The organism is Streptococcus pneumoniae (genome assembly GCA_040719455.1).
GTDB classification, from domain to species: Bacteria; Bacillota; Bacilli; order Lactobacillales; family Streptococcaceae; genus Streptococcus; species Streptococcus pneumoniae_G.
Genome location: JBFDTN010000001.1, coordinates 1,053,577 through 1,075,461, shown reverse-complemented (window position 1 = coordinate 1,075,461; position 21,885 = coordinate 1,053,577). Strand labels below are relative to the sequence as shown.

Genomic DNA, 21,885 nt, shown 5'->3' with positions numbered 1-21,885 from the left:
TATCTGGTCGTTCTGCTCTTGAAATCACATTCAAAATTTGATAGAATAAAATCCATGAAAACACTCTACGATGTGCAACAATTCCTAAAAGGCTTTGGCTTGATTATCTATATGGGCAAACGCTTGTATGATATTGAAATGATGAAGATTGAGCTAGAGCGGATCTATGATGCTGGCTTGGTCGATAAATTGACCTATTTAGAGGCAGAGTTGATCTTGCGCAGGGAACATCGACTAGAGCTAGAGTATGAAGAGAAAAAAGGAGTCAAAAAGCGATGAATTGGATTTTACTAGCTATTTTAGTGGGAGTTGTAGCATGGATGACCTTTAATTATTTTCGTGTGAGAAAGGCGGCGCAGGTCGTAGGCAATGAGACTTTTGCGAGTCTGATTCGTACAGGGCAGTTGATTGATGTCAGAGACGCGTCAGAATTTCAAGTCAAACACATTTTGGGAGCTAGGAATATCCCTTCTTCCCAATTCAAACTTAGCATGAACGCACTACGCAAGGACAAACCAGTTCTTCTATATGAAAATAGCCGTGGTCAACGTGTTATGAATGCAGCTCTTGCTCTTAAAAAAGCAGGATACAAAGAGATTTATATCCTTTCTTACGGCTTAGATAGCTGGGATGGCAAGGTGAAAAAGAGCTGAGAATGAAGAAATGAGAAAAAGATCATAGGCTAGGGACGATTGTTCCAGCCTTTTTCTTTTATGAGAATGAAGATATAGAAAGGTGTATATGTTTAGTCAGAAAAGTTTTGGACAGATTATTCGAGAAGTCAGACAAGCGCAAGGGCTAAGTATAGAAGATGTGTGTGGTGATGAAAAAGCTCTCTCAGTACGGCAGCTCATTCGCTTGGAGCAGGGTGTTTCGCGACCAACTCTCACCAAGATTGAGTATTTAGCCAATCGTTTTGGCATACCCGCCTATACCCTCATGGCTGATTACATCGCTTTGCCGCAGCGGTATCTGGATTTGAAATATTTGTTAATGCGTATTTCTCTGTTTCAACAGGAGGAGAAAATTCCGCAAAAAGAGGCTTATTTGACAGAAATTTATGAGACCTATTATGAACAGTTGCCTGAAGATGAGCAGGTCGCAACGGATATTTTACAGTCTTGGATAGACGTCTTTATGACAAAAGAGCCAGTATTTGCGAGCTTGGTTTTAGGGGACTATTTTGAGCAGGTTCAGCGTAAGACGATCTATGAAACCAATGATTTCCTACTCTTGGTCTTGTATTTTTACAGTTGCTACTTGGATAGGGGAGTATTTGAGGAGCAGCTGTATGTGCATTTCACTCAAATCTTACTCCAGCAAGAGGAAAATGTATTGTTGGAAGATTGCTTTTTATTGGTTTTGACCATGATTGCTTGTATCGCAGCAGGCTTTACCAATCAAGTATATCAAGAAATGCCTCATTTGCTAGAGAAGATAAAAGAGTGGATGGCTCGTAGTCAGGATTATCAATACCAAGCTATTGTTCAATTGCAGGAGGAAAAATTGGCACGTGTTTTACGAGAACAAGAAAAGTGACATTTTTGTCCTGTTTGTAGAGTGACAGATACGCTATACTAAATTCCATCACGATTGGAAAGGAGGATAGCGAGATGGTTTTCTTAAAACAACTACTTGCAGATTTAAAGTGGTGGACTTGCTGCTAATGAAAAGGAGGCTAAGATGAGCTTTGGAGACTTGGTTCGTAAATGCCGTTTGGATAGGGGATGGACGAAAGAAGACTTGTGTGGTGATGAGAGTCAGCTTTCTGTTCGACAGTTGACTCGCCTAGAGTCAGGCGCCTCAAAACCAACATTGGCTAAAATTGAATTTTTAGCATCGCGCTTGGGAATTCCGACGTATCAACTGATGACGGATTATGTAGATTTACCCCAAGAGTATCTAGATAAGAAATATGTGGCTTTGAGATGGGCAAGCTTTGGAGATAGGAAGAAGCTAGATGAGATTGTACTTGCCATTGAGGATATAGCTGAGCAATTTTATGAGATTCTTCCTGAGGATGAGCGTGTGATGATTTGGCTGCTTCGTTGCCGCATGAAAATGTGTAAAGAACAGATTGTCGGAGAGCGGACACCGATTTTTGATGATTATTTTGAGCAAGTGAAACGCCGAGATTGGTACAGTATAAATGATTTGCTGCTACTTCAGGTGTATTTTCTGGCTTGCCAGTTACAGTCATCCTTATTTGAGGTATCCCTATATACTCACATTGTCGATCGGGTGATTGAGCAAGAGGAGCATATTCCTGTTAAGGATTGGTTTTTGCTTAGGGATTTAATCATCGCCATTCTCACTGCTGGATTGGAGTTTCAGGTAGAGTATAAGGCCAAAGAGCTAGTGAAGACTCTTGAGCGAATGATGGACATGACTCAAGATTATCAGAAAAAAGTCATTGTGGACTTACTAAAATGGAAAGTGGCTCTGTTTATGGAGCAAGCGGAGTCAGAAGCTAAAAAATCTTACCATGAAGCCTATCATTTTGCCAAGCAGCTAGGAGATGACTATTTGCTCAAACAAATTGAACAAGAGTGGGAGCAGGATTGGAAATTGTTTTCTTAATTTTACTATTATGATATAATAAAAGAAAGTGCTTTGGAGACTTTCGATGAGTAAGAAAACATTCGGTCAGACCATTCGAGAACTGCGTTGTGAAAGAGGCTTAACCAAGCGAGACATTTGTGGAGATGAAACAGCGCTTTCTATCCGCCAGTTGACAAGACTAGAAGCAGACCGTTCCAAACCGACCCTGACTAAAATCCGTTACCTAGCTGATAAACTTGAGGTTCCGAGCTACGTTTTGATGGAGGACTATCAGGAATTGCCGCAGGAGTATTTGAATCTTAAGTATCAAGTTTTGCGGATGGAGGGCTTTGGAGATCAAAAACGTCGCCAGATAAAGGACAGTTGCCTAGAGAAAATCTACGACTACTACTACGAAGATTTGCCTGAAGAGGAACAGCTGATGTTAGATGTCTTTTGTGCAGGTCGAGATGTCTTTATCACAGAGAGAGCAGAGTTTGGCGATTCCATTTTGCAAGAGTATTTTGAGCAGATACGCTCAAAAAGGCTTTATACGGTCAATGATGTCTTGGTGATCAAGGTGCATATACTTTCATGCTTGGTCAATCAAGACTTATTTGATAAAGGTGTATTTCATCATCTCATAACTTCTCTTTTGAGTCAGGGAGAGCATTTCCCGATGGAATATCTTTTTATGCTCAAAAATCTTTTAGTGACCTGTGCTGGACTTGCAATGATGATGGAGGAGTATGCTTATCTCACTCCCTTACTAAAGGAAGTGAAGGAGTTGACTCATGCCTCACAAGACTATCAAAATCTTGCCATTATCAAGCTCATGGAGTGGAAAGTTGCTTTTCTACTAGAGAAAGATGAACCAAAAGCAGAGCGCTTGTATGAAGAGGCGGTGCAATTCAGTAGGTTGATTGAGGATAGTTACTTAGAAGGAAAGTTGAAAGAAGAGTGGGAGGCTGACCTAGTTAGTTTTAGGCGATAAAACAGGACATTTTTGTCCTGTTTTTTATTTGTAAGTTGGAGTATAATAAGACTAGAAAATATGAAAGGGAGGTAGTCCCATGAACTACAAAAAAGCCATTGCTTGTGCTTTAGCTTTATCAGCAGTTGGTGTTGCAGCTATTTACAAAGGTAGTATAGCTCAGGTGGAGGAGCTAGGAGCACAGTCTTCTGTGGAAGAAAATTATACTGTTCGTATCCTCGCAAATGAATGGAAGGACGCAGATGAAGAAAAACTGGAAGAGCTATTTCAAGGCATGCCAGATGAGCAGAGACTTTTAGCGGATGATTCTGGCGGTTTTACCAGTAAGTGGCAAACTTCTCCAGACGATACAGCGCTTGGACCTATTATTCATTCTGATGGTACGATTGAAGAGCAAGATTTAGCCTCACCAAAGGCAGCAACAGTAGGCGAAGTCAAGGCGGCCATTCGTGCAGCGCGTGGTAATTAGAAAAACTAGAGAGGCAGGAACATTTCCTGTCTTTTTAGTTGAAAACATTTACAACCACTTTCTTGATGAATTTTGTTAGAAACTGTGCTATAATTGTTCAGTTAGAATAAAATTTGAAAAAGATATAGAGGAAATCATGACAAAATTAAGAGAAGATATTCGCAATATCGCTATCATCGCCCACGTTGACCATGGTAAAACAACCTTGGTTGATGAGTTGCTCAAGCAATCTCAAACCCTTGATGAGCGTAAAGAACTGCAAGAGCGTGCCATGGACTCAAACGATCTTGAAAAAGAACGTGGTATTACCATCCTTGCTAAAAATACAGCCGTTGCTTATAACGGTACTCGTATCAATATCATGGATACACCAGGACACGCGGATTTCGGTGGAGAAGTAGAGCGCATTATGAAAATGGTTGACGGGGTTGTGCTTGTTGTCGATGCTTACGAAGGTACTATGCCACAGACTCGTTTCGTATTGAAAAAAGCCTTGGAGCAAAACCTTGTGCCGATTGTCGTGGTGAATAAAATTGACAAGCCATCTGCTCGTCCAGCCGAAGTAGTTGATGAAGTGTTGGAGCTTTTCATTGAGCTTGGAGCTGATGACGATCAGCTAGATTTCCCAGTTGTGTATGCGTCAGCGATTAACGGAACGTCTTCTTTATCAGACAATCCAGCAGACCAAGAAGCAACTATGGCACCGATTTTTGATACCATTATCGACCATATCCCAGCGCCAGTGGATAACTCAGATGAGCCATTCCAATTCCAAGTATCGCTCCTAGATTACAACGACTTCGTAGGTCGTATCGGAATTGGACGTGTTTTCCGTGGGACGGTAAAAGTGGGAGATCAAGTAACCTTGTCTAAATTGGACGGCACTACAAAAAACTTCCGTGTTACCAAGCTCTTTGGTTTCTTTGGTCTTGAACGTCGTGAAATCCAAGAAGCAAAAGCTGGGGATTTGATTGCCGTATCTGGTATGGAAGATATCTTTGTCGGAGAAACAATTACACCGACAGATGCGGTTGAACCATTGCCCATTCTTCATATTGATGAACCAACGCTTCAAATGACCTTCTTGGTGAATAATTCTCCATTTGCAGGTCGTGAAGGAAAATGGGTGACTTCTCGTAAAGTGGAAGAGCGTCTTTTAGCTGAATTGCAAACAGACGTATCTCTTCGTGTAGATCCAACAGATTCTCCAGATAAATGGACAGTATCAGGTCGTGGAGAATTGCACTTGTCTATCTTGATTGAGACTATGCGTCGTGAAGGGTATGAGCTTCAAGTGTCTCGTCCAGAAGTTATCGTCAAAGAAATTGACGGTGTGAAAATGGAACCATTTGAGCGCGTGCAAATCGACACTCCAGAAGAATATCAAGGTTCTGTTATCCAAAGTCTTTCTGAGCGTAAGGGTGAGATGCTCGATATGATTGCCACAGGCAATGGGCAAACTCGTTTGGTCTTTCTTGTACCAGCTCGTGGTTTGATTGGATACTCTACGGAGTTTCTATCTATGACACGCGGTTATGGAATTATGAACCATACCTTTGATCAGTACTTACCACTTATTCCAGGGGAGATTGGTGGACGCCACCGTGGTGCCTTGGTTTCTATTGATGCTGGTAAGGCAACGACTTACTCTATCATGTCTATCGAAGAGCGTGGAACGATTTTTGTCAATCCAGGAACAGAAGTTTATGAAGGGATGATTATCGGTGAAAACTCTCGTGAGAATGACTTGACCGTTAACATTACCAAGGCAAAACAAATGACAAACGTGCGTTCTGCAACCAAGGACCAAACAGCTGTCATTAAAACACCGCGTATCTTGACCTTGGAAGAGTCTCTTGAGTTCTTGAATGATGATGAGTACATGGAAGTTACACCAGAATCTATTCGTCTTCGTAAGCAAATCTTAAACAAAGGTGAGCGCGAAAAAGCAAACAAAAAGAAAAAATCTGCTGAATAAGCTCAAAAACCACAGCATAGTTAAGACCTAATTAGGAAAAGGAGGGACTCCATGGTCTATTTGATTATTGGAATTTTGATTCTCTTATTTTACCTCTTTGCCATGCCAAAGAGTATCAAGGGCACTTTAAATGTGGTGACAGCCGTTGTTCTTTTGGTCTCTTTGATGATCCTTTTGGTCCTAGCGATTTTCCAAATCTTTCTCTTGCCTGCGGAGTTTTTTCTCAGTATCCCTCTTGCTGCCTTGGCTTATTATGCCATGCGGGATGTGGCTCGCTTGCCCCAAAAAGAGAAAAAATTTTTCGTTTTTCCAAAACTAAGGAAGAGAAGATTCTAAAAAAGCCCTTTGTGGCTTTTTTATTTTCTTAAAAATGGTAAAATAGAACAAGAAGAATAAGAAAGAGAAAACATATGAAAATTATCCATACATTTGAAACAAAAAAAGTGCTGGTTTTAGGTCTAGCCAAATCCGGAGAGTCTGCGGCTCGTCTGCTTCATAAGTTAGGTGCGATTGTCACTGTCAATGATGGCAAGCCTTTTGAAGAAAATCCAGCAGCTCAGTCTCTTTTAGAAGAAGGCATTAAGGTTGTGACAGGAGGACATCCTTTGGAGCTTTTGGACGAAGATTTTGCTTATATGATTAAAAATCCAGGGATTCCATACAGCAATGCGATGGTTCAGAAAGCCTTGGAAAAAGGGATTCCTGTCTTGACAGAGGTGGAATTAGCTTATTTGATTTCAGAAGCACCAATCGTGGGAATTACAGGGTCAAACGGGAAAACGACGACAACGACGATGATTGGTCAAGTTTTGACAGAAGCAAATCAAGGCGGTCTTTTGGCTGGGAACATCGGTTTTCCAGCGAGTCAAGTGGCACAAACAGCTACGTCGACAGATACCTTAGTTATGGAGCTATCGTCTTTCCAGCTGATGGGGATTGAAGCATTTAAACCACAGATTTCCGTTATCACCAATCTCATGCCAACCCATATTGATTACCATGGGTCTTTTGAAGAGTATGTGGCTGCTAAGTGGAATATCCAAAAAAATATGACGGCTGATGATTTTCTTGTGTTGAATTTCAATCAAGAATTAGCTAAAGAATTGGCAGGAAAAACCAAGGCTCAGGTCGTTCCATTTTCAACTGTGGAAAAGGTCGATGGGGCTTATGTGGACAATGGTATGCTTTACTTTAAGGAGGAAGCTATCATGGCTGCGTCTAGTATCGGAGTTCCAGGTAGCCACAATGTCGAAAATGCCTTGGCAACTATTGCGGTTGCGAAAATTCGTGGTGTGGAAACAGCCATCATTAAAAAGATTTTGATGAATTTTGGGGGTGTCAAACACCGCTTGCAATATGCAGGCGACATCAAAGATGTTACTTTCTATAACGATAGTAAATCAACGAACATCTTGGCGACCCAAAAAGCTCTGTCTGGTTTTGAGAACAGTCGCGTGATTTTGATTGCAGGGGGCTTAGATCGTGGCAATGAATTTGATGAATTAGTCCCAGATATTCGTGACTTGAAATCCATGGTGATTCTAGGAGAATCAAAAGAGCGCGTTAAACGTGCTGCACAAAAAGCGCAAGTGAGTTATGTAGAGGCTGAAGATATTCGAGATGCGACCAAGAAAGCCTATGCTTTAGCTGAAAAAGGCGATGTTGTTTTACTCAGCCCAGCCAATGCCAGCTGGGATATGTATGCGAATTTTGAAGTGCGTGGCGATGAGTTTCTCGCTGCGATTGAGGAATTAAAAGGATAAAGATGAAAAAGATAGTATTTACAGGTGGAGGTACAGTGGGGCATGTGACCCTAAACCTCCTTCTTTTACCAAAATTTATCGAAGAGGGCTGGGAAGTCCATTATATTGGTGATAAAAAAGGAATTGAATACCAAGAAATCAAGAAATCTGGCTTGCCTGTCCAGTTTCACGGCATTGCTACGGGAAAATTACGTCGTTATTTTTCTTGGCAAAACTTGCTGGATCTGTTTAAGGTCGGTTGGGGAATTGTCCAGTCTCTTGCGATTTTACTGAAAATTCGCCCGCAAGCCCTCTTTTCAAAGGGAGGTTTTGTGTCAGTGCCGCCCGTTATTGCAGCTCGTCTGCTTCGCGTGCCTGTGTATATTCATGAGTCGGACTTGTCCATGGGATTAGCCAATAAAATTGCCTATAAATTTGCGACCAAGATGTATGCAACGTTTGAGCAAGCAGCTAGTCTCAAAAAAGTGGAGCATGTCGGTGCTGTGACCAAGATTGACAATCAAAAGCATGTAATACCAGATAAGATGGCAGAGATTGTAGCTCAGTTCTCAAGAGATTTACCGACGCTTTTATTTGTTGGTGGTTCAGCAGGAGCTAAGGTCTTTAATGATTTTGTGACCAAGCATGAGGAGCTTCTCACCAGTCAGTACAATATCATCAATCTAACAGGAGATAAAGACCTAGAGACTCTAGCTCCTCATCTCTATCGGACTGCGTACGCGTCTGACTTATATCAACCCTTACTAGATGTGGCTGATGTTGTAGTGACACGAGGCGGATCTAATACAATTTTTGAACTGCTAGCTATGAGTAAGCTCCATATTATTGTACCTTTGGGTAGAGAAGCTAGCCGTGGTGATCAGATTGAAAATGCAGACTATTTTGTCAAACAAGGCTATGCTCAAAAATTAGACGAAGAACAGCTGACAATGGAAAATCTACAAGACATGGTTGTGGAACTCTTAACGAATAAAGATTACTACGAAGATACTATGCAGGCCAGTCAAGAAATCAAATCAGTAGATGAATTTTACCATTTACTTAGAAAAGATATGAAAGAATGACGAAAAAACCAAAAAAACAAAAAGAGAAAAAGAAATCTCAAGAAAAACCAGCTGAAGAACGAGAAGCGAGTATTGAAGGATTGTCAGAATGGCAACGCTTGAACCGAGAATATCGAGAAAAAAAAGCGCGTGAAGAGAACGAGCAGAAAAAGGAGATAAAAGAGCAGCAAACCATCCGCCTAAAAGGGGAAGATGAGCTGTTTGATGAAGAGACAGCAGAAAGTGACGAAGAAGTCAGGGACCTGGAGCAAGAATTTGAACCTGAGTCAGAAGTAGATGGGCAAGAAGAGAGTGAAGAAGCTGAACCGATCATGACCCTTGTCTCTGATGATGTGTCTGAGGATTTAGAGACAGAAGAACTTCCTAAAAAAGCGCGTAAAAAACGTTTGAAAAAAGAAAAAAAAGAAGTCAAAGAAAGAATTGAACGAGAGCATATTCTCCGTGCCCTTCCTGTACTGTTCTTTGCGAGCGTATTTTTCCTTACATCGCTGTATTTTTTAACTCCCTATGCAATGCTTAAAAATATTACCGTTTCGGGAAATAAGGAAGTCACTCAAAAGCAGATTTTAGATGCTTCAAAGATTGATCAGAGAGATTATACCTTGACGACATTTTTACATCAAAGAGACTATGCACAGAGCATTACAGATAGCAATCCTTGGATAAAAGAAACCAAGCTGACCTATCAGTTTCCAGTTAACTTCCACATCCAAATTAAGGAAAATACAATTGCAGCTTATAGCTACTCAGCAGAGCAATATTATCCCGTTCTCACAAGCGGAGAGGAGCTACCGACACCAGTTGATGCAGAAGGTATGCCAGAGTCTTTTATTCGTTTAGATTTTTCGGATAAGTCCATGCTTCGCTCTTTTATTAAGCAGTTGCTTGTCCTACCAGAGACGGTGACTGCAAAGATTGGAAGTGTTCAGCATACGCCAAGCAAAGCAACACCTGATCTGCTGACAATCAATATGGTAGATGGCAATACAGTCTTTGTGCCTTTAGCAGACTTGTCTAAAAAATTGGTCTATTATGACAAGATTCAAGCGCAGCTAACACCGCCAAGTACAGTGGATATGGAAATCGGAATTTTCAGTTATTTAACAACCCCTCCTGAGAAAACAGAGGAGGCAGCACCTAGAGAAGAAGAGACTGTTTCGCCTCAAGAAGATGTTAATTAAATGAAATATATAAATTCTACCCATTTTCCTACTTTTTGTGTTATAATAAACTTTGAATAACTATGCTTAGCAAAAATAGTTGTTAGACAAGAACGAAACGTGGTAGATAGAGAGGAATGATGTGATGGCTAGAGATGGCTTTTTTACAGGATTGGACATCGGAACAAGCTCGATTAAAGTCTTAGTAGCAGAACATGTAAATAATGAATTAAATGTTATTGGGGTCAGCAATGCCAAGAGTGCTGGCGTAAAAGATGGGATTATTGTTGATATTGAAGCTGCAGCGGGCGCAATTAAAACAGCGATTGCCCAAGCGGAAGAAAAAGCAGGGATTTCGATTAAGATGGTCAATGTTGGTCTGCCTGCAAACCTCTTGCAGTTGGAGCCAACCCAAGGGATGATTCCTGTGACCAGTGAGACTAAAGAAATCACAGATGTTGATGTGGAAAATGTGGTCAAGTCTGCTCTGACAAAAAATATGACTCCTGATCGTGAAGTGATTACTTTTATCCCTGAGGAGTTTGTGGTCGATGGTTTCCAAGGTATTCGTGACCCTCGAGGAATGATGGGGATTCGTTTGGAAATGCGTGGAGTTCTTTATACAGGACCTCGTACCATTCTCCATAATTTGAGAAAGACCGTTGAGCGAGCAGGTGTTCAAGTGGAAAATATTGTCATTTCACCACTTGCCATGACACGTTCTGTTTTAAACGAGGGAGAACGTGAGTTTGGAACGACTGTCATTGATATGGGGGGCGGTCAAACGACTGTTGCTTCTGTCCGTGGTCAGGAATTGCAATACACAAATATCTACCAAGAAGGTGGCGATTATGTCACTAAAGATATTTCAAAAGTTCTTCGTACTTCGCAAAAATTGGCAGAAAGCTTGAAATTTAACTACGGTGAGGCTTATGTGCCAGCTGCTAGTGAGGAATCCTTCCAAGTAGAAGTAATTGGTGAAGTGGAGCCAGTTGAAGTGACAGAACGCTACTTAGCAGAGATCATTTCAGCGCGTGTTCGTCATATTTTTGAACAAATCAAGCAAGATTTGGATCGTAGACATCTATTGGAATTCCCAGGAGGGATTGTGATTATCGGGGGTGGTGCTCTCTTACCAGGTGTGGTAGAGTTGGCTCAAGAAGTCTTCCATGTTCCAGTAAAACTCTATGTGCCAAATCAAATCGGTATTCGTAATCCTGCTTTTGCACATGTGATTAGCTTGTCAGAATATGCAGGAAATTTGGCGGATGTGGACATTTTGGCTCAAGCAGCAGTTCACGGAGATGAAAGTCTTCGCCATAAAGCGATTGAATTTACACGTCCAGTAAAAGTTGAAGAACGTGTAAATCCATTGCCAAGCTTTACACCACCAAAGGCAGAGACCATGCAGCCAATCGCTGATATGGAAGTAAATGATGCTCCGGTGGAAAACTTAGCAGAACAAGAACAACCAAAAGAGAAATTAACAGATCGTGTCCGTCATTTATTGGGCAATATGTTTGACTAAAGGAGAAGGTATAAACTATGACATTTTCATTTGACACAGCTGCCGCTCAAGGTGCGGTCATTAAAGTAATCGGTGTCGGTGGTGGTGGCGGTAACGCCATCAATCGAATGATTGATGAAGGTGTAGCTGGCGTTGAATTTATCGCAGCCAACACAGATGTTCAAGCTCTTAGCAGTTCAAAAGCAGAAACAGTTATCCAACTCGGACCAAAATTGACTCGTGGTTTGGGTGCTGGAGGTCAGCCTGAAGTTGGTCGTAAGGCTGCTGAGGAAAGCGAAGAAGTGCTTACAGAAGCTTTGACAGGATCAGATATGGTCTTTATCACTGCTGGTATGGGTGGAGGCTCTGGTACAGGGGCAGCTCCAGTTATTGCTCGTATCGCAAAAGGCTTGGGAGCCTTGACCGTTGCTGTAGTGACTCGTCCATTTGGCTTTGAAGGAAGTAAACGTGGAAACTTTGCTATTGAAGGTATTGAAGGTCTTCGTGAGCATGTGGATACTCTTTTGATTATTTCAAATAATAATCTTTTAGAGATTGTTGATAAAAAGACTCCTCTTTTAGAGGCCTTAAGTGAAGCGGACAATGTCCTTCGCCAAGGAGTTCAAGGAATTACAGACTTGATTACAAGTCCAGGTTTGATTAACCTTGACTTTGCCGATGTGAAGACTGTTATGGAAAGCAAAGGCAATGCTCTTATGGGAATCGGAATCGGTTCTGGTGAAGAGCGTGTCGTAGAAGCGGCTCGTAAAGCTATTTTCTCTCCACTTCTTGAAACAACGATTGATGGGGCAGAAGATGTTATTGTCAACGTGACAGGTGGACTTGATATGACCTTGATTGAAGCAGAACAAGCGTCTGAAATTGTCAACCAAGCAGCGGGTCACGGGGCAAATATTTGGCTCGGTACTTCTATTGATGAAAATATGAAAGATGAGATCCGTGTGACGGTAGTAGCGACAGGTGTTCGTGAAGACAAGGTGGCGAAAGTGAGTGGTATGCGCCAACAACCACAACAAGCTCGTTCACAAGCAGAAACACAAGTTCGTGAGAGTCATGCATTTGATCGCAACTTTGATTTGGCAGAAACAATGGAAATGCCACAACCAAGTCGCAAACGTCAAGAAAGCCCACAAGCTTCGGCATTTGGAGATTGGGATTTGCGTCGTGATCATATTGTTCGTCAAAACGAAGGTGCTAAAGGTTCTTCTCTTGAGCGTTATGAGCCAACGATTGCTGATGACGATGAATTAGAAACACCTCCATTTTTCAGAAACCGTTAATCATGGATTTACAGAAAAATACAGACCGCATTCTGACTCAGGTAGCTGAGGCTGCAAAAGCAGCTGGAAGGCTTGCTGAGGAGGTTCAGGTAATCGCAGTAACCAAGTATGTTGATGTAGAGACGACACAAAAGCTTGTTCGTACAGGTATTTGCCATATCGGTGAAAATCGTGTTGATAAATTTCTCGAAAAGTATCATGCCTTAAAAGATGAAAATCTAACTTGGCATTTGATTGGAACTTTGCAACGCCGTAAGGTAAAAGAAGTTATCAACTATGTCGATTACTTCCATGCACTTGATTCGATCAAGCTAGCTCAGGAAATTGAAAAACGCGCTGAACATCCGATTAAATGCTTTTTACAGGTCAATATCTCGGAAGAAGAAAGCAAACATGGCTTTCTACTCTCAGAAATTGACCAAGTGATACTTGAGCTTTCAACTTTAGAAAAACTTGAAATTGTCGGTCTGATGACCATGGCTCCTATTGATGCCAATCAAGAGAAATTAGAGAGTATTTTTCAAGAAGCTCTTGATTTACAACAAAGATTACAAAAGAAACAGTTAAAAAATATGCCCTTTACTGACCTCAGCATGGGAATGAGTCGTGATTATTCTGTTGCGATTGAAAAAGGCTCTACCTTTGTCAGAATTGGAACTGCATTTTTTGAATAGGAAAGATTAGTATGTCCCTTAAAGATAGATTTGATAAATTTATTGATTACTTTACTGAGGATGGGGAAGAAGTCGTTGCTCCAATGCCGGAATCTCAACCTCAGGCTGTTAATCAAACACCAGTTGCCCCTGTTCCCAAAGCAGCGCAGGTCACAGAAAAACGTCCGAGTCGGCCAGTAGCAAATACACAGCCAGTTAAAAAGACGCCTGCTGAAAAACCTAAAGCTAGTGGAACAGAAAATATTACCCGTCTTCATGCTCGTCAGCAGGAGTTGGCTCAACACCGTGGAGCAAAAGAAGAGAAGGTGACCATTGATGTTCGCTATCCTAAAAAATACGAAGAAGCGACAGAAATCGTTGACTTGCTCCTTGCAAATGAGAGTATTTTGATTGATTTTCAATACATGACAGAAATTCAAGCACGTCGCTGTTTGGATTATCTGGATGGCGCGCGCTATGTATTAGCAGGAAATCTTAAAAAAGTAGCCAGCACCATGTATCTCTTAACTCCAATCAATGTCGTTGTTAACATTGAAGACTTGAAGTTACCAGAAGAATTACAAGCTGGTGAGTTCGATTTTGATATGAAGCGACGTTAAGATGATGGGATTTCTGTTTATTGTTGCCTATTACTTAGTCAGAGTCTATTCATTTATCTTCGTTGTTTACGCTCTCCTGTCCTTCTTTCCAGGTGCTTATCAAACTTGGTTTGGTCGGATGGTCATCCAAACAGTACGTCCCATTCTCCTTCCTTTAAGCCGATTGCCGTTGCAATTTGGAGGATTCGATTGGACAGTATTGCTTGTCTTGATTGCATGTGATTTCTTGTCAAACTGGCTTTTACGATTGGCACAGTTATTGGGTTAGCCTATGCCAGCAAAAAAAGATGTACTCCAGCATTTTTCAGCAGAAGACTCTGTTTTTATTGATAAATGCTTGGAGTGGGTGAAGCGGGTAGAAGATACGTATTCTTATGTCTTGACTCCTTTTGTCAATCCACATCAAGCGAAAGTTGCTCAAAACATTGGACGAAGTCAGAAAGTGCAGGTCTTTGTCAGTTCTGATTATCTCTCTAGTGAGAGTGTTCGAGTTATTTTTGCGCCATCCTATTACGAATTAGTCTTATCAGACTTTGAAATTGATTTGCTAGAGATTGAATATCCTCATAAATTTCATCAGTTGAAACATGGGCAGATTCTGGGCACTCTTCTTCATCGTTTAGGAATTGAGCGAAAGGTATTTGGAGATATTTTAGTCACCTCTAATCGTGCACAGGTCTTTGTGGATCATAAGTTTCAGCAATTTTTTAAAGATGAAATCACTAAAATTGCAAAAGTTCCTGTTCGACTCAAAGAAGTTTCTTGGGAAGAACGATTAGTGAGTGACGATCGAAGTGACACAAAGGATATTTTGGTATCGAGTCTCCGTTTGGACAAGTTAATAGCAGCAGCTTTTCATTTATCAAGAGCTCTTTCAGCTGACTTGATAGCAAAAAAGCAAGTGAAAGTAAACTATGAGATGGTGGATAACCCTAGCAAGCTCATTCATAAAGATGACTTAATGAGTGTTAGGGGATATGGCAGGTTTAAAGTGATTGGTGAACAAGGTCTTTCCAAAAATGGAAAGCATAAAATAAAAATTGAATTATTGTCCAGCAAATAAGGAGAAGGTATGGCTATTACATCATTAGAAATTAAGGATAAGGTTTTTGCGCATAAATTTCGTGGTTATGATATTGACGAAGTAGATGAGTTTTTGGACATTGTTGTGCGTGATTTTGAAGATTTGGTTCGAAGTAACCATGATAAAGATTCAAAAATTAGAGCTTTGGAAGAGCGTTTGAGCTATTTTGATGAGATGAAGGATTCACTCAGCCAATCTGTATTGATTGCCCAAGATACAGCAGAACGTGTGAAGCAAGCAGCCAATGATCGTTCATTAAATATTGTGAGTCAGGCAGAGCAAGAAGCGCAGCATTTACTAGATCAAGCGAAATTTAAAGCCAACGAAATTCTTCGTCAAGCGACTGATAATGCCAAGCGTGTTGCAGTAGAAACAGAAGAATTGAAAAATAAAACACGTGTCTTCCATCAACGTTTGAAATCAACGATTGAAAGTCAGTTGAGTATTGTTGATTCACCTGAATGGGAAGAGATTCTTCGTCCAACTGCGACTTACTTAGAAACCAGCGATGAAGCATTCAAAGAAGTGGTTCAGTCTGCATTAGGTGAGAGCATTACGATGTCAGATGAAGACGCGATTGATATGACTCGCCAATTTTCTCCAGAAGAAGTGGCGGAATTGCAACGTCGTATTGAGGAAGCAAATCAAGAATTATCAACTACACAAATTTTTGAAAACATGGGACCGGGACTCATGTCAACTTCATCAGAGGAACTTGTCTCTCCATTTTTAGAAGAAGTTCCAACACAAGAACCAGTAGTTGAATCTGGTAATCCAACAAAAGAATCCATCAATATTTTATAAAAATCTGTAAAAACACGAGAATTGTCAAATATTTCCAGCGAGTAGGCGGTGGTGAGAGGTCTACAATCCCTTTGGCATTTCTTATCCTTTTACAAGATTCTATCTGAAATGAGTAAGATAGGACGCCTCACTCACGTTACGAGTCAAGAGGGATAGGGCTTGCTCTATCTAAATGAAGGTGGTACCACGAATGTTCGTCCTTTCGGATGACGCGTGGTTTTTTATTTACTAAAAATTTAAAGGAGAACTTATGAAACTTAAAGAAACGTTAAACCTTGGAAAAACAGCTTTTCCAATGCGCGCTGGCTTGCCAACCAAAGAACCCGTTTGGCAACAGGAATGGGAAGAGGCAAAGCTCTACCAAAAACGTCAGGAATTAAACGAAGGAAAACCCCATTTTATCTTGCATGACGGACCTCCTTATGCCAATGGTAATATCCACGTTGGACATGCCATGAATAAGATTTCAAAAGACATCATCGTGCGCTCTAAGTCTATGTCTGGCTTCTATGCACCTTATGTTCCGGGTTGGGACACACATGGTCTACCGATCGAGCAAGTTTTGGCTAAGCAAGGTGTGAAACGCAAGGAAATGGACTTGGTCGAATACCTCAAGCTCTGCCGAGACTATGCCCTCAGCCAAGTAGATAAGCAGCGTGAGGACTTTAAACGCCTCGGTGTGTCTGGTGATTGGGAAAATCCTTATGTGACTTTGACTCCAGACTATGAAGCAGCGCAAATCCGTGTCTTTGGTGAAATGGCGAAAAAAGGCTACATCTACCGTGGTGCCAAGCCAGTTTACTGGTCATGGTCATCTGAGTCAGCCCTTGCTGAAGCAGAAATCGAATACCACGACTTGATTTCAACCTCTCTTTACTATGCCAACCGTGTTAAGGATGGCAAGGGAATCTTGGATACGAATACCTACATCGTTGTCTGGACGACGACACCATTTACCATTACAGCTTCTCGTGGATTGACCATGGGACCTGACTTTGAGTATGTGGTTGTGAAACCTGAAAATGACGACCGTAAGTTTGTCGTAGCTGGTGAATTATTGAATAGTCTTGCAGAACGCTTTGGCTGGGAAAATCCGCAAGTAGTCGCAAGCTATAAAGGACAAGAATTGGATCGCATCGTGACCGAACACCCATGGGATGTTGAACATGATGAATTGGTCATGAATGGTGACCACGTTACCCTTGACTCAGGTACTGGGGTGGTCCATACTGCGCCTGGATTTGGTGAGGACGACTACAATGTCGGTGTTAAATATGGCTTGGAAGTCGCTGTTACCGTCAACGAACGCGGTATCATGATGGAAAATGCTGGTCCTGATTTTGAAGGACAATTCTATGACAAGGTTGTGCCAACTGTTATCGAAAAATTAGGTGATTTACTCCTTGCCCAAGAAGAAATCTCTCACTCTTACCCATTTGACTGGCGGACGAAAAAGCCAATCATTTGGCGTGCTGTGCCACAATGGTTTGCCTCTGTTTCAAAATTCCGTCAGGACATCCTAGACGAAATCGAAAAAGTGAAATTCCACTCTGAGTGGGGTAAAGTGCGTCTTTACAACATGATTCGTGACCGTGGTGACTGGGTTATCTCTCGTCAACGTGCCTGGGGTGTACCTCTTCCAATCTTCTATGCAGAAGACGGGACACCAATCATGACGGAAGAAACAATTGAGCATGTAGCAGAACTCTTTGCAGAGCAGGGCTCCATCATCTGGTGGGAACGTGAAGCCAAAGACCTCTTGCCTGCAGGCTTTACGCATCCTGGTTCACCAAATGGCGAATTCACCAAGGAAACAGATATCATGGACGTATGGTTTGACTCAGGTTCATCATGGAATGGGGTCTTGAATACCCGTTCAGAACTTAGCTACCCAGCTGACCTCTACTTGGAAGGTTCTGACCAGTACCGCGGTTGGTTCAACTCATCCCTCATCACTTCGGTTGCCTCAAATGGTATTGCTCCATACAAGCAAATCCTCTCTCAAGGTTTCACCTTGGACGGAAAAGGGGAGAAGATGTCTAAGTCTCTTGGAAATACCATCTTGCCAAGCGATGTTGAAAAGCAATTCGGTGCTGAAATCTTGCGCCTCTGGGTGACAAGTGTTGATACTAGCAACGACGTGCGGATTTCGATGGATATCTTGAACCAAGTTTCTGAAACCTACCGGAAAATCCGTAATACCCTTCGTTTCTTGATTGCAAATACCTCTGACTTTGTACCAGCAGAAGATACTGTAGCTTACGAAGACTTGCGTTCTGTGGATAAATACATGACCATCCGCTTCAATCAAGTAGTCGCAAGCATTCGTGAAGCTTATGCGGACTTCAAGTTCTTGGATATCTATAAGACCATCGTGAACTTTGTGACCGTTGACTTGTCAGCCTTCTATCTAGACTTTGCCAAGGATGTAGTTTATATCGAGGGGGCAAAATCACTTGAGCGCCGTCAAATGCAAACTGTCTTCTATGACATGTTGGTCAAATTGACCAAGCTCTTGACCCCAATCTTGCCACACACGGCTGAAGAAATCTGGTCTTACTTGGAGCATGAAGCAGAAGACTTCGTTCAACTAGCAGAATTGCCAGAAGCAGAAAGCTTTGAAAACCAAGAAGAAATCCTAGGAACGTGGGCAGTCTTCATGGACTTCCGTGCTAAAGCACAAAAAGCCTTGGAAGAAGCTCGTACTGAAAAAGTCATCGGTAAATCTCTTGAAGCCCACTTGACGGTTTACCCAGATGAAGTGACTAAAGTGTTGCTCAATGCAGTAAGTAGCAATGTAGCGCAACTCCTCATCGTGTCAAACTTGACGATTGCAGACGGAGAAGCACCAGAAGGAGCAGTCAGCTTTGAAGACGTCGCCTTTACCGTAGAACGTGCAGCAGGCGAAGTCTGTGAACGTTGCCGCCGCCTTGATACAAGCGTCGGAACCAACGCAAATCCACACCTTGCAACAGTTTGTGATCACTGTGCCTCAGTCCTTGAAGCCAACTTCCCAGAAGCTGTAGCAGAAGGCTTTGAAGCTAAATAATACTTGTTAAAGATTAAGGTCTGACCTTGTGAACGTGTTTTACTTCCTGTTAAGGGAAAAGCAAAGACTATAGAATATAAAAAAACCGAGATTTCTCGGTTTTTCTGATTTTAGCGTCCAGATTTGCAATTTTAGCTGAAAAATTGTAATCTCAAGCCAAGTCTTCCTTCTTCGTTCCGAAATGTGCTACTTTTATCTGAAATTACGAATAGATAAGTAGAGCTATATGCAGTTATAAAGGAGACACAATGATCTATACTTATGGTATTAAACATTTGGCGGTGAGAGGGTTAGATAATGAGAACTTTCTCCAATTGATGATAGAAAGCAGAGATGCGATTGCAAGCTTTGTCAAAGAGCATGCAGTAGAAGCAGTTTATCCCAAGCAGTTGGAGGAATTTTCGACGGTACTTGAACGCTTTCGGACAAGCCTAATTTCTAAAAGCACCAGTAAAGCAGTCCAGGATTTGGAAATGGCAGATAGGGAGCGCGATGTCGCCGTCTTGACTCTTTCCAACTTGATTCGTGCCTTTTCTCGCGTCACGGAACCTGCGACTAAGGCTGCTTATGAGACCTTATCAGCCGTGCTCAAAGAGCATATGCTTCTGGTGAACGATAGCTATGAAAATGCAAGTGCCAAGATTAGCCATTTGCTCAAAGCACTAGCTACGGGAGACTGTCAAAAGGCCTTTTCAAGCCTTTATTTGACCGCCTATCTGGATCAATTAACCGTAGCACACGAGACATTTGAATGTTGCTACAAGACATGCTTACAGGAGGAGAAAGGACAACTGACCAGCCAGATTAAACCCCTGAGGGCCCAGTTGCTAGAGCTCTACAACTTCTTTGTCGACTTTACAGCCATCATGGTCTCCGCCTATCCAGACCGAGCAGAGCTCAAAGACCTCCGCAACCAACTCAATATCATCCGCAAACACTATAAAAAACGCAAGCCTGTGAATGGAGGTGGGAAGGAGGCCCAGTCTGAAACTAGCCATTCAGCCAATCCATAACTTGTTGTTTCGTATGAAATCAACGTTGCAATTCTAAAGTGGTTTTTTCGGTTGATAAAGAGTTGAGTTTTTGTTATAGTATATATGTAGTGTAAGGCTAATAAGACATGATACGTCATGTTGATGATTGAGCTGTTTGAAGCTAAGAGGTTGCTAGTAATTTTTTAGTTTAGGCTTCATAGTTGGTTTGGTGGGATCCGAATACTAGATAAAACACCACGAGGGTCTGAGGTCCTCTCAGACTGAAGACAAATCTGTTAGAATTCCCTTTCTAACAGATTTTTTGTCTATTTAGGAGTATAATAGAACTAGAGAAACAGGTGTGAGAGGTAGAGGTATGTTTCACAAAGAAAATCCCAGTTACAATCGCCAACAAGTAGGTTTTTACAGTTTAGATGAGCTGGTTCCTAAAGATCATCTTCTTCGTCAAATAGAAGAGACAATTGACTTTTCCTTCATCTATGATGTTGTAGAAGATAGCTATAGTCTAGATAAGGGTCGTCCGAGCCTAGACCCTGTCCTGCTTATAAAAATCCCTATCATTCAATGTCTCTTTGGAATTCGTTCGATGCGACAGACAATCAAAGAGATTGAAGTGAATGTGGCTTATCGTTGGTTCCTAGGTTTGTCCTTAGAAGATAAGGTTCCACATTTCACGACCTATGGCAAGAATGTGGTGCGTCGCTTTGCGGATAAGCAGGTAATAGAGAAGATTTTCTCTCATATTCTTGGTCTCTGCTTGCATGCAGGCTTCATTCATCCAAGTGAGATTTTCGTAGACGGAACTCATATTAAAGCAGCTGCTAATCATCATAAATATCTCAATCAAGAAGTTGAAGTGCAAGCGAAGTTTATGAGCGAGCAATTGGAAAAGGAGATTGACCTAGAGCGAAAAAAACACGGAAAAAAGTCGCTAGGGCTCGCCAAAGAAAAAGAGCCCGTTAGTAAAAAAGTCTCTACTACGGACCCTGAAAGTGGTTGGTTTCATAAGGGAGAACATAAGGAGGTATTTGCTTACAATGCACAAGTAGCTTGTGATAAACATGGCTGGGCGTTAGGTTACTCTGTTCATGCAGGAAACGTCCATGATAGTCAGGCTTTTCCTGTGCTATTTGAAACGATCAAAGAGTTCAATCCTAGTCATATTATCTTAGATGCTGGCTATAAGACACCTGCTATTGCTAAATTTCTCCTTGATCAATCCATCACTCCAGTATTGCCTTATACTAGACCTAAAGGGGACAAGACGAAACTTCGTCCCAAGGATTTTGTTTATGATGAATACTACGACTGCTACCTCTGTCCTAAGGATCAAGTCTTATCTTATAGCACTACAAATCGAGATGGCTACCGTGAATACAGGAGTCAAGCCCAAATATGTTGTAGCTGCCCTCTTCTAGGTCAATGCACAAGCTCCAAGAATCATCAACGCTTGATTACCCGTCATATCTGGAAAGATTACTTAGAAACCTGTGAAGTGATTCGACATCAAATTGGCATGAAGGAGCTCTACCAAGGGCGTAAAGAGACGATTGAGCGTCTTTTTGGGACAGCTAAGGAATACCACAATCTCAGATACACGAGACAGAAAGGCAAGGCCAAGATGGAAGCAATGCTTGGGCTGACTTTGGCTTGCTTAAATCTCAAAAAATATGTCAAAATCATGGCAGGGAAGCCCTTTTTATTTTACATCAAAAGAGTATGGGAACTGATATGAGACAAAAAAAGAAGACAAGCAGTTGGGAAAAATTATTTGTCTTCAGTCTGAGAGGGCCTGAGGCCCTCTTTTATTTTGTTAAAAATAAACATGCTACCTATATAAAAAAGCCCTATGATATACTACGTATACCATAGGTTTGACATACTGTCAAACCTTATAACTAAA

Annotated in this window: 21 protein-coding genes; all 21 read left to right on the top strand. The window is 41.6% G+C overall.

Annotated features, from left to right (window positions below; genetic code table 11):
* Positions 1-54: 54 nt before the first annotated feature.
* The 21 genes from AB1I63_05165 to AB1I63_05065 all read left to right on the top strand — a co-directional run bounded on the left by AB1I63_05165 (position 55) and on the right by AB1I63_05065 (position 21,717).
* Positions 55-279 carry a YqgQ family protein gene (locus tag AB1I63_05165; GenBank protein ID MEW4354275.1) on the top strand — a complete coding sequence of 75 codons (225 nt, stop codon included), beginning with the start codon at positions 55-57 and terminating at the stop codon, positions 277-279.
* Positions 276-653 carry a rhodanese-like domain-containing protein gene (locus AB1I63_05160; GenBank protein MEW4354274.1) on the top strand — a complete coding sequence of 126 codons (378 nt, stop codon included), beginning with the start codon at positions 276-278 and terminating at the stop codon, positions 651-653. Before AB1I63_05165 ends, AB1I63_05160 begins: the two co-directional genes overlap by 4 nt.
* Before the next feature lie 88 nt (positions 654-741).
* Positions 742-1,539, top strand: coding sequence for a hypothetical protein (locus tag AB1I63_05155; protein MEW4354273.1), 798 nt, complete (start codon positions 742-744; stop codon positions 1,537-1,539).
* A gap of 144 nt (positions 1,540-1,683) precedes the next feature.
* A complete protein-coding gene (locus tag AB1I63_05150) occupies positions 1,684-2,580 on the top strand; it encodes a helix-turn-helix domain-containing protein (GenBank protein ID MEW4354272.1) in 897 nt (298 codons plus the stop codon).
* 46 nt (positions 2,581-2,626) lie between these two features.
* On the top strand, positions 2,627-3,535 hold the full coding sequence (locus AB1I63_05145; protein ID MEW4354271.1) for a hypothetical protein: 909 nt from the start codon (positions 2,627-2,629) through the stop codon (positions 3,533-3,535).
* A gap of 79 nt (positions 3,536-3,614) precedes the next feature.
* Positions 3,615-4,004, top strand: a complete 390-nt coding sequence (locus AB1I63_05140) for a hypothetical protein (GenBank protein ID MEW4354270.1) — start codon at positions 3,615-3,617, stop codon at positions 4,002-4,004.
* Between the two features lie 136 nt (positions 4,005-4,140).
* Positions 4,141-5,982: a translational GTPase TypA gene (typA, locus tag AB1I63_05135; protein MEW4354269.1), complete on the top strand. Its 1,842-nt coding sequence runs from the start codon at positions 4,141-4,143 to the stop codon at positions 5,980-5,982.
* A gap of 51 nt (positions 5,983-6,033) precedes the next feature.
* On the top strand, positions 6,034-6,318 hold the full coding sequence (locus tag AB1I63_05130) for a DUF3165 family protein (GenBank protein ID MEW4354268.1): 285 nt from the start codon (positions 6,034-6,036) through the stop codon (positions 6,316-6,318).
* 74 nt (positions 6,319-6,392) lie between these two features.
* On the top strand, positions 6,393-7,745 hold the full coding sequence (gene murD, locus AB1I63_05125; protein MEW4354267.1) for a UDP-N-acetylmuramoyl-L-alanine--D-glutamate ligase: 1,353 nt from the start codon (positions 6,393-6,395) through the stop codon (positions 7,743-7,745).
* A gap of 2 nt (positions 7,746-7,747) precedes the next feature.
* Positions 7,748-8,809: a UDP-N-acetylglucosamine--N-acetylmuramyl-(pentapeptide) pyrophosphoryl-undecaprenol N-acetylglucosamine transferase gene (locus AB1I63_05120; protein ID MEW4354266.1), complete on the top strand. Its 1,062-nt coding sequence runs from the start codon at positions 7,748-7,750 to the stop codon at positions 8,807-8,809.
* The gene (locus AB1I63_05115) at positions 8,806-9,990 is read left to right on the top strand and encodes an FtsQ-type POTRA domain-containing protein (protein ID MEW4354265.1); all 1,185 of its coding nucleotides are present in this window, start codon (positions 8,806-8,808) and stop codon (positions 9,988-9,990) included. The genes AB1I63_05120 and AB1I63_05115 overlap by 4 nt, the downstream gene beginning before the upstream one ends.
* 124 nt (positions 9,991-10,114) lie before the next feature.
* A complete protein-coding gene (ftsA, locus tag AB1I63_05110) occupies positions 10,115-11,497 on the top strand; it encodes a cell division protein FtsA (GenBank protein ID MEW4354264.1) in 1,383 nt (460 codons plus the stop codon).
* Between the two features lie 17 nt (positions 11,498-11,514).
* Complete coding sequence (gene ftsZ, locus AB1I63_05105) at positions 11,515-12,777, top strand: cell division protein FtsZ (GenBank protein ID MEW4354263.1); 1,263 nt, start codon at positions 11,515-11,517, stop codon at positions 12,775-12,777.
* Positions 12,778-12,779: 2 nt separating this feature from the next.
* Entirely contained in the window at positions 12,780-13,451 is a 672-nt protein-coding gene (locus AB1I63_05100) for a YggS family pyridoxal phosphate-dependent enzyme (protein ID MEW4354262.1), read from the top strand.
* 11 nt (positions 13,452-13,462) lie between these two features.
* The gene (locus AB1I63_05095) at positions 13,463-14,050 is read left to right on the top strand and encodes a cell division protein SepF (GenBank protein MEW4354261.1); all 588 of its coding nucleotides are present in this window, start codon (positions 13,463-13,465) and stop codon (positions 14,048-14,050) included.
* 1 nt (position 14,051) lies between these two features.
* A complete protein-coding gene (locus AB1I63_05090; GenBank protein MEW4354260.1) occupies positions 14,052-14,318 on the top strand; it encodes a YggT family protein in 267 nt (88 codons plus the stop codon).
* Between the two features lie 3 nt (positions 14,319-14,321).
* Entirely contained in the window at positions 14,322-15,113 is a 792-nt protein-coding gene (locus AB1I63_05085) for a YlmH/Sll1252 family protein (protein MEW4354259.1), read from the top strand.
* A 9-nt stretch (positions 15,114-15,122) separates the two neighbouring features.
* Positions 15,123-15,938 carry a DivIVA domain-containing protein gene (locus tag AB1I63_05080; GenBank protein MEW4354258.1) on the top strand — a complete coding sequence of 272 codons (816 nt, stop codon included), beginning with the start codon at positions 15,123-15,125 and terminating at the stop codon, positions 15,936-15,938.
* A gap of 250 nt (positions 15,939-16,188) precedes the next feature.
* Positions 16,189-18,987, top strand: coding sequence for an isoleucine--tRNA ligase (gene ileS, locus AB1I63_05075; GenBank protein ID MEW4354257.1), 2,799 nt, complete (start codon positions 16,189-16,191; stop codon positions 18,985-18,987).
* Positions 18,988-19,235: 248 nt separating this feature from the next.
* Entirely contained in the window at positions 19,236-20,000 is a 765-nt protein-coding gene (locus AB1I63_05070) for a DUF6261 family protein (protein MEW4354256.1), read from the top strand.
* A gap of 337 nt (positions 20,001-20,337) precedes the next feature.
* On the top strand, positions 20,338-21,717 hold the full coding sequence (locus AB1I63_05065) for an IS1182 family transposase (GenBank protein ID MEW4354255.1): 1,380 nt from the start codon (positions 20,338-20,340) through the stop codon (positions 21,715-21,717).
* The last annotated feature ends 168 nt before the right edge of the window (positions 21,718-21,885 follow it).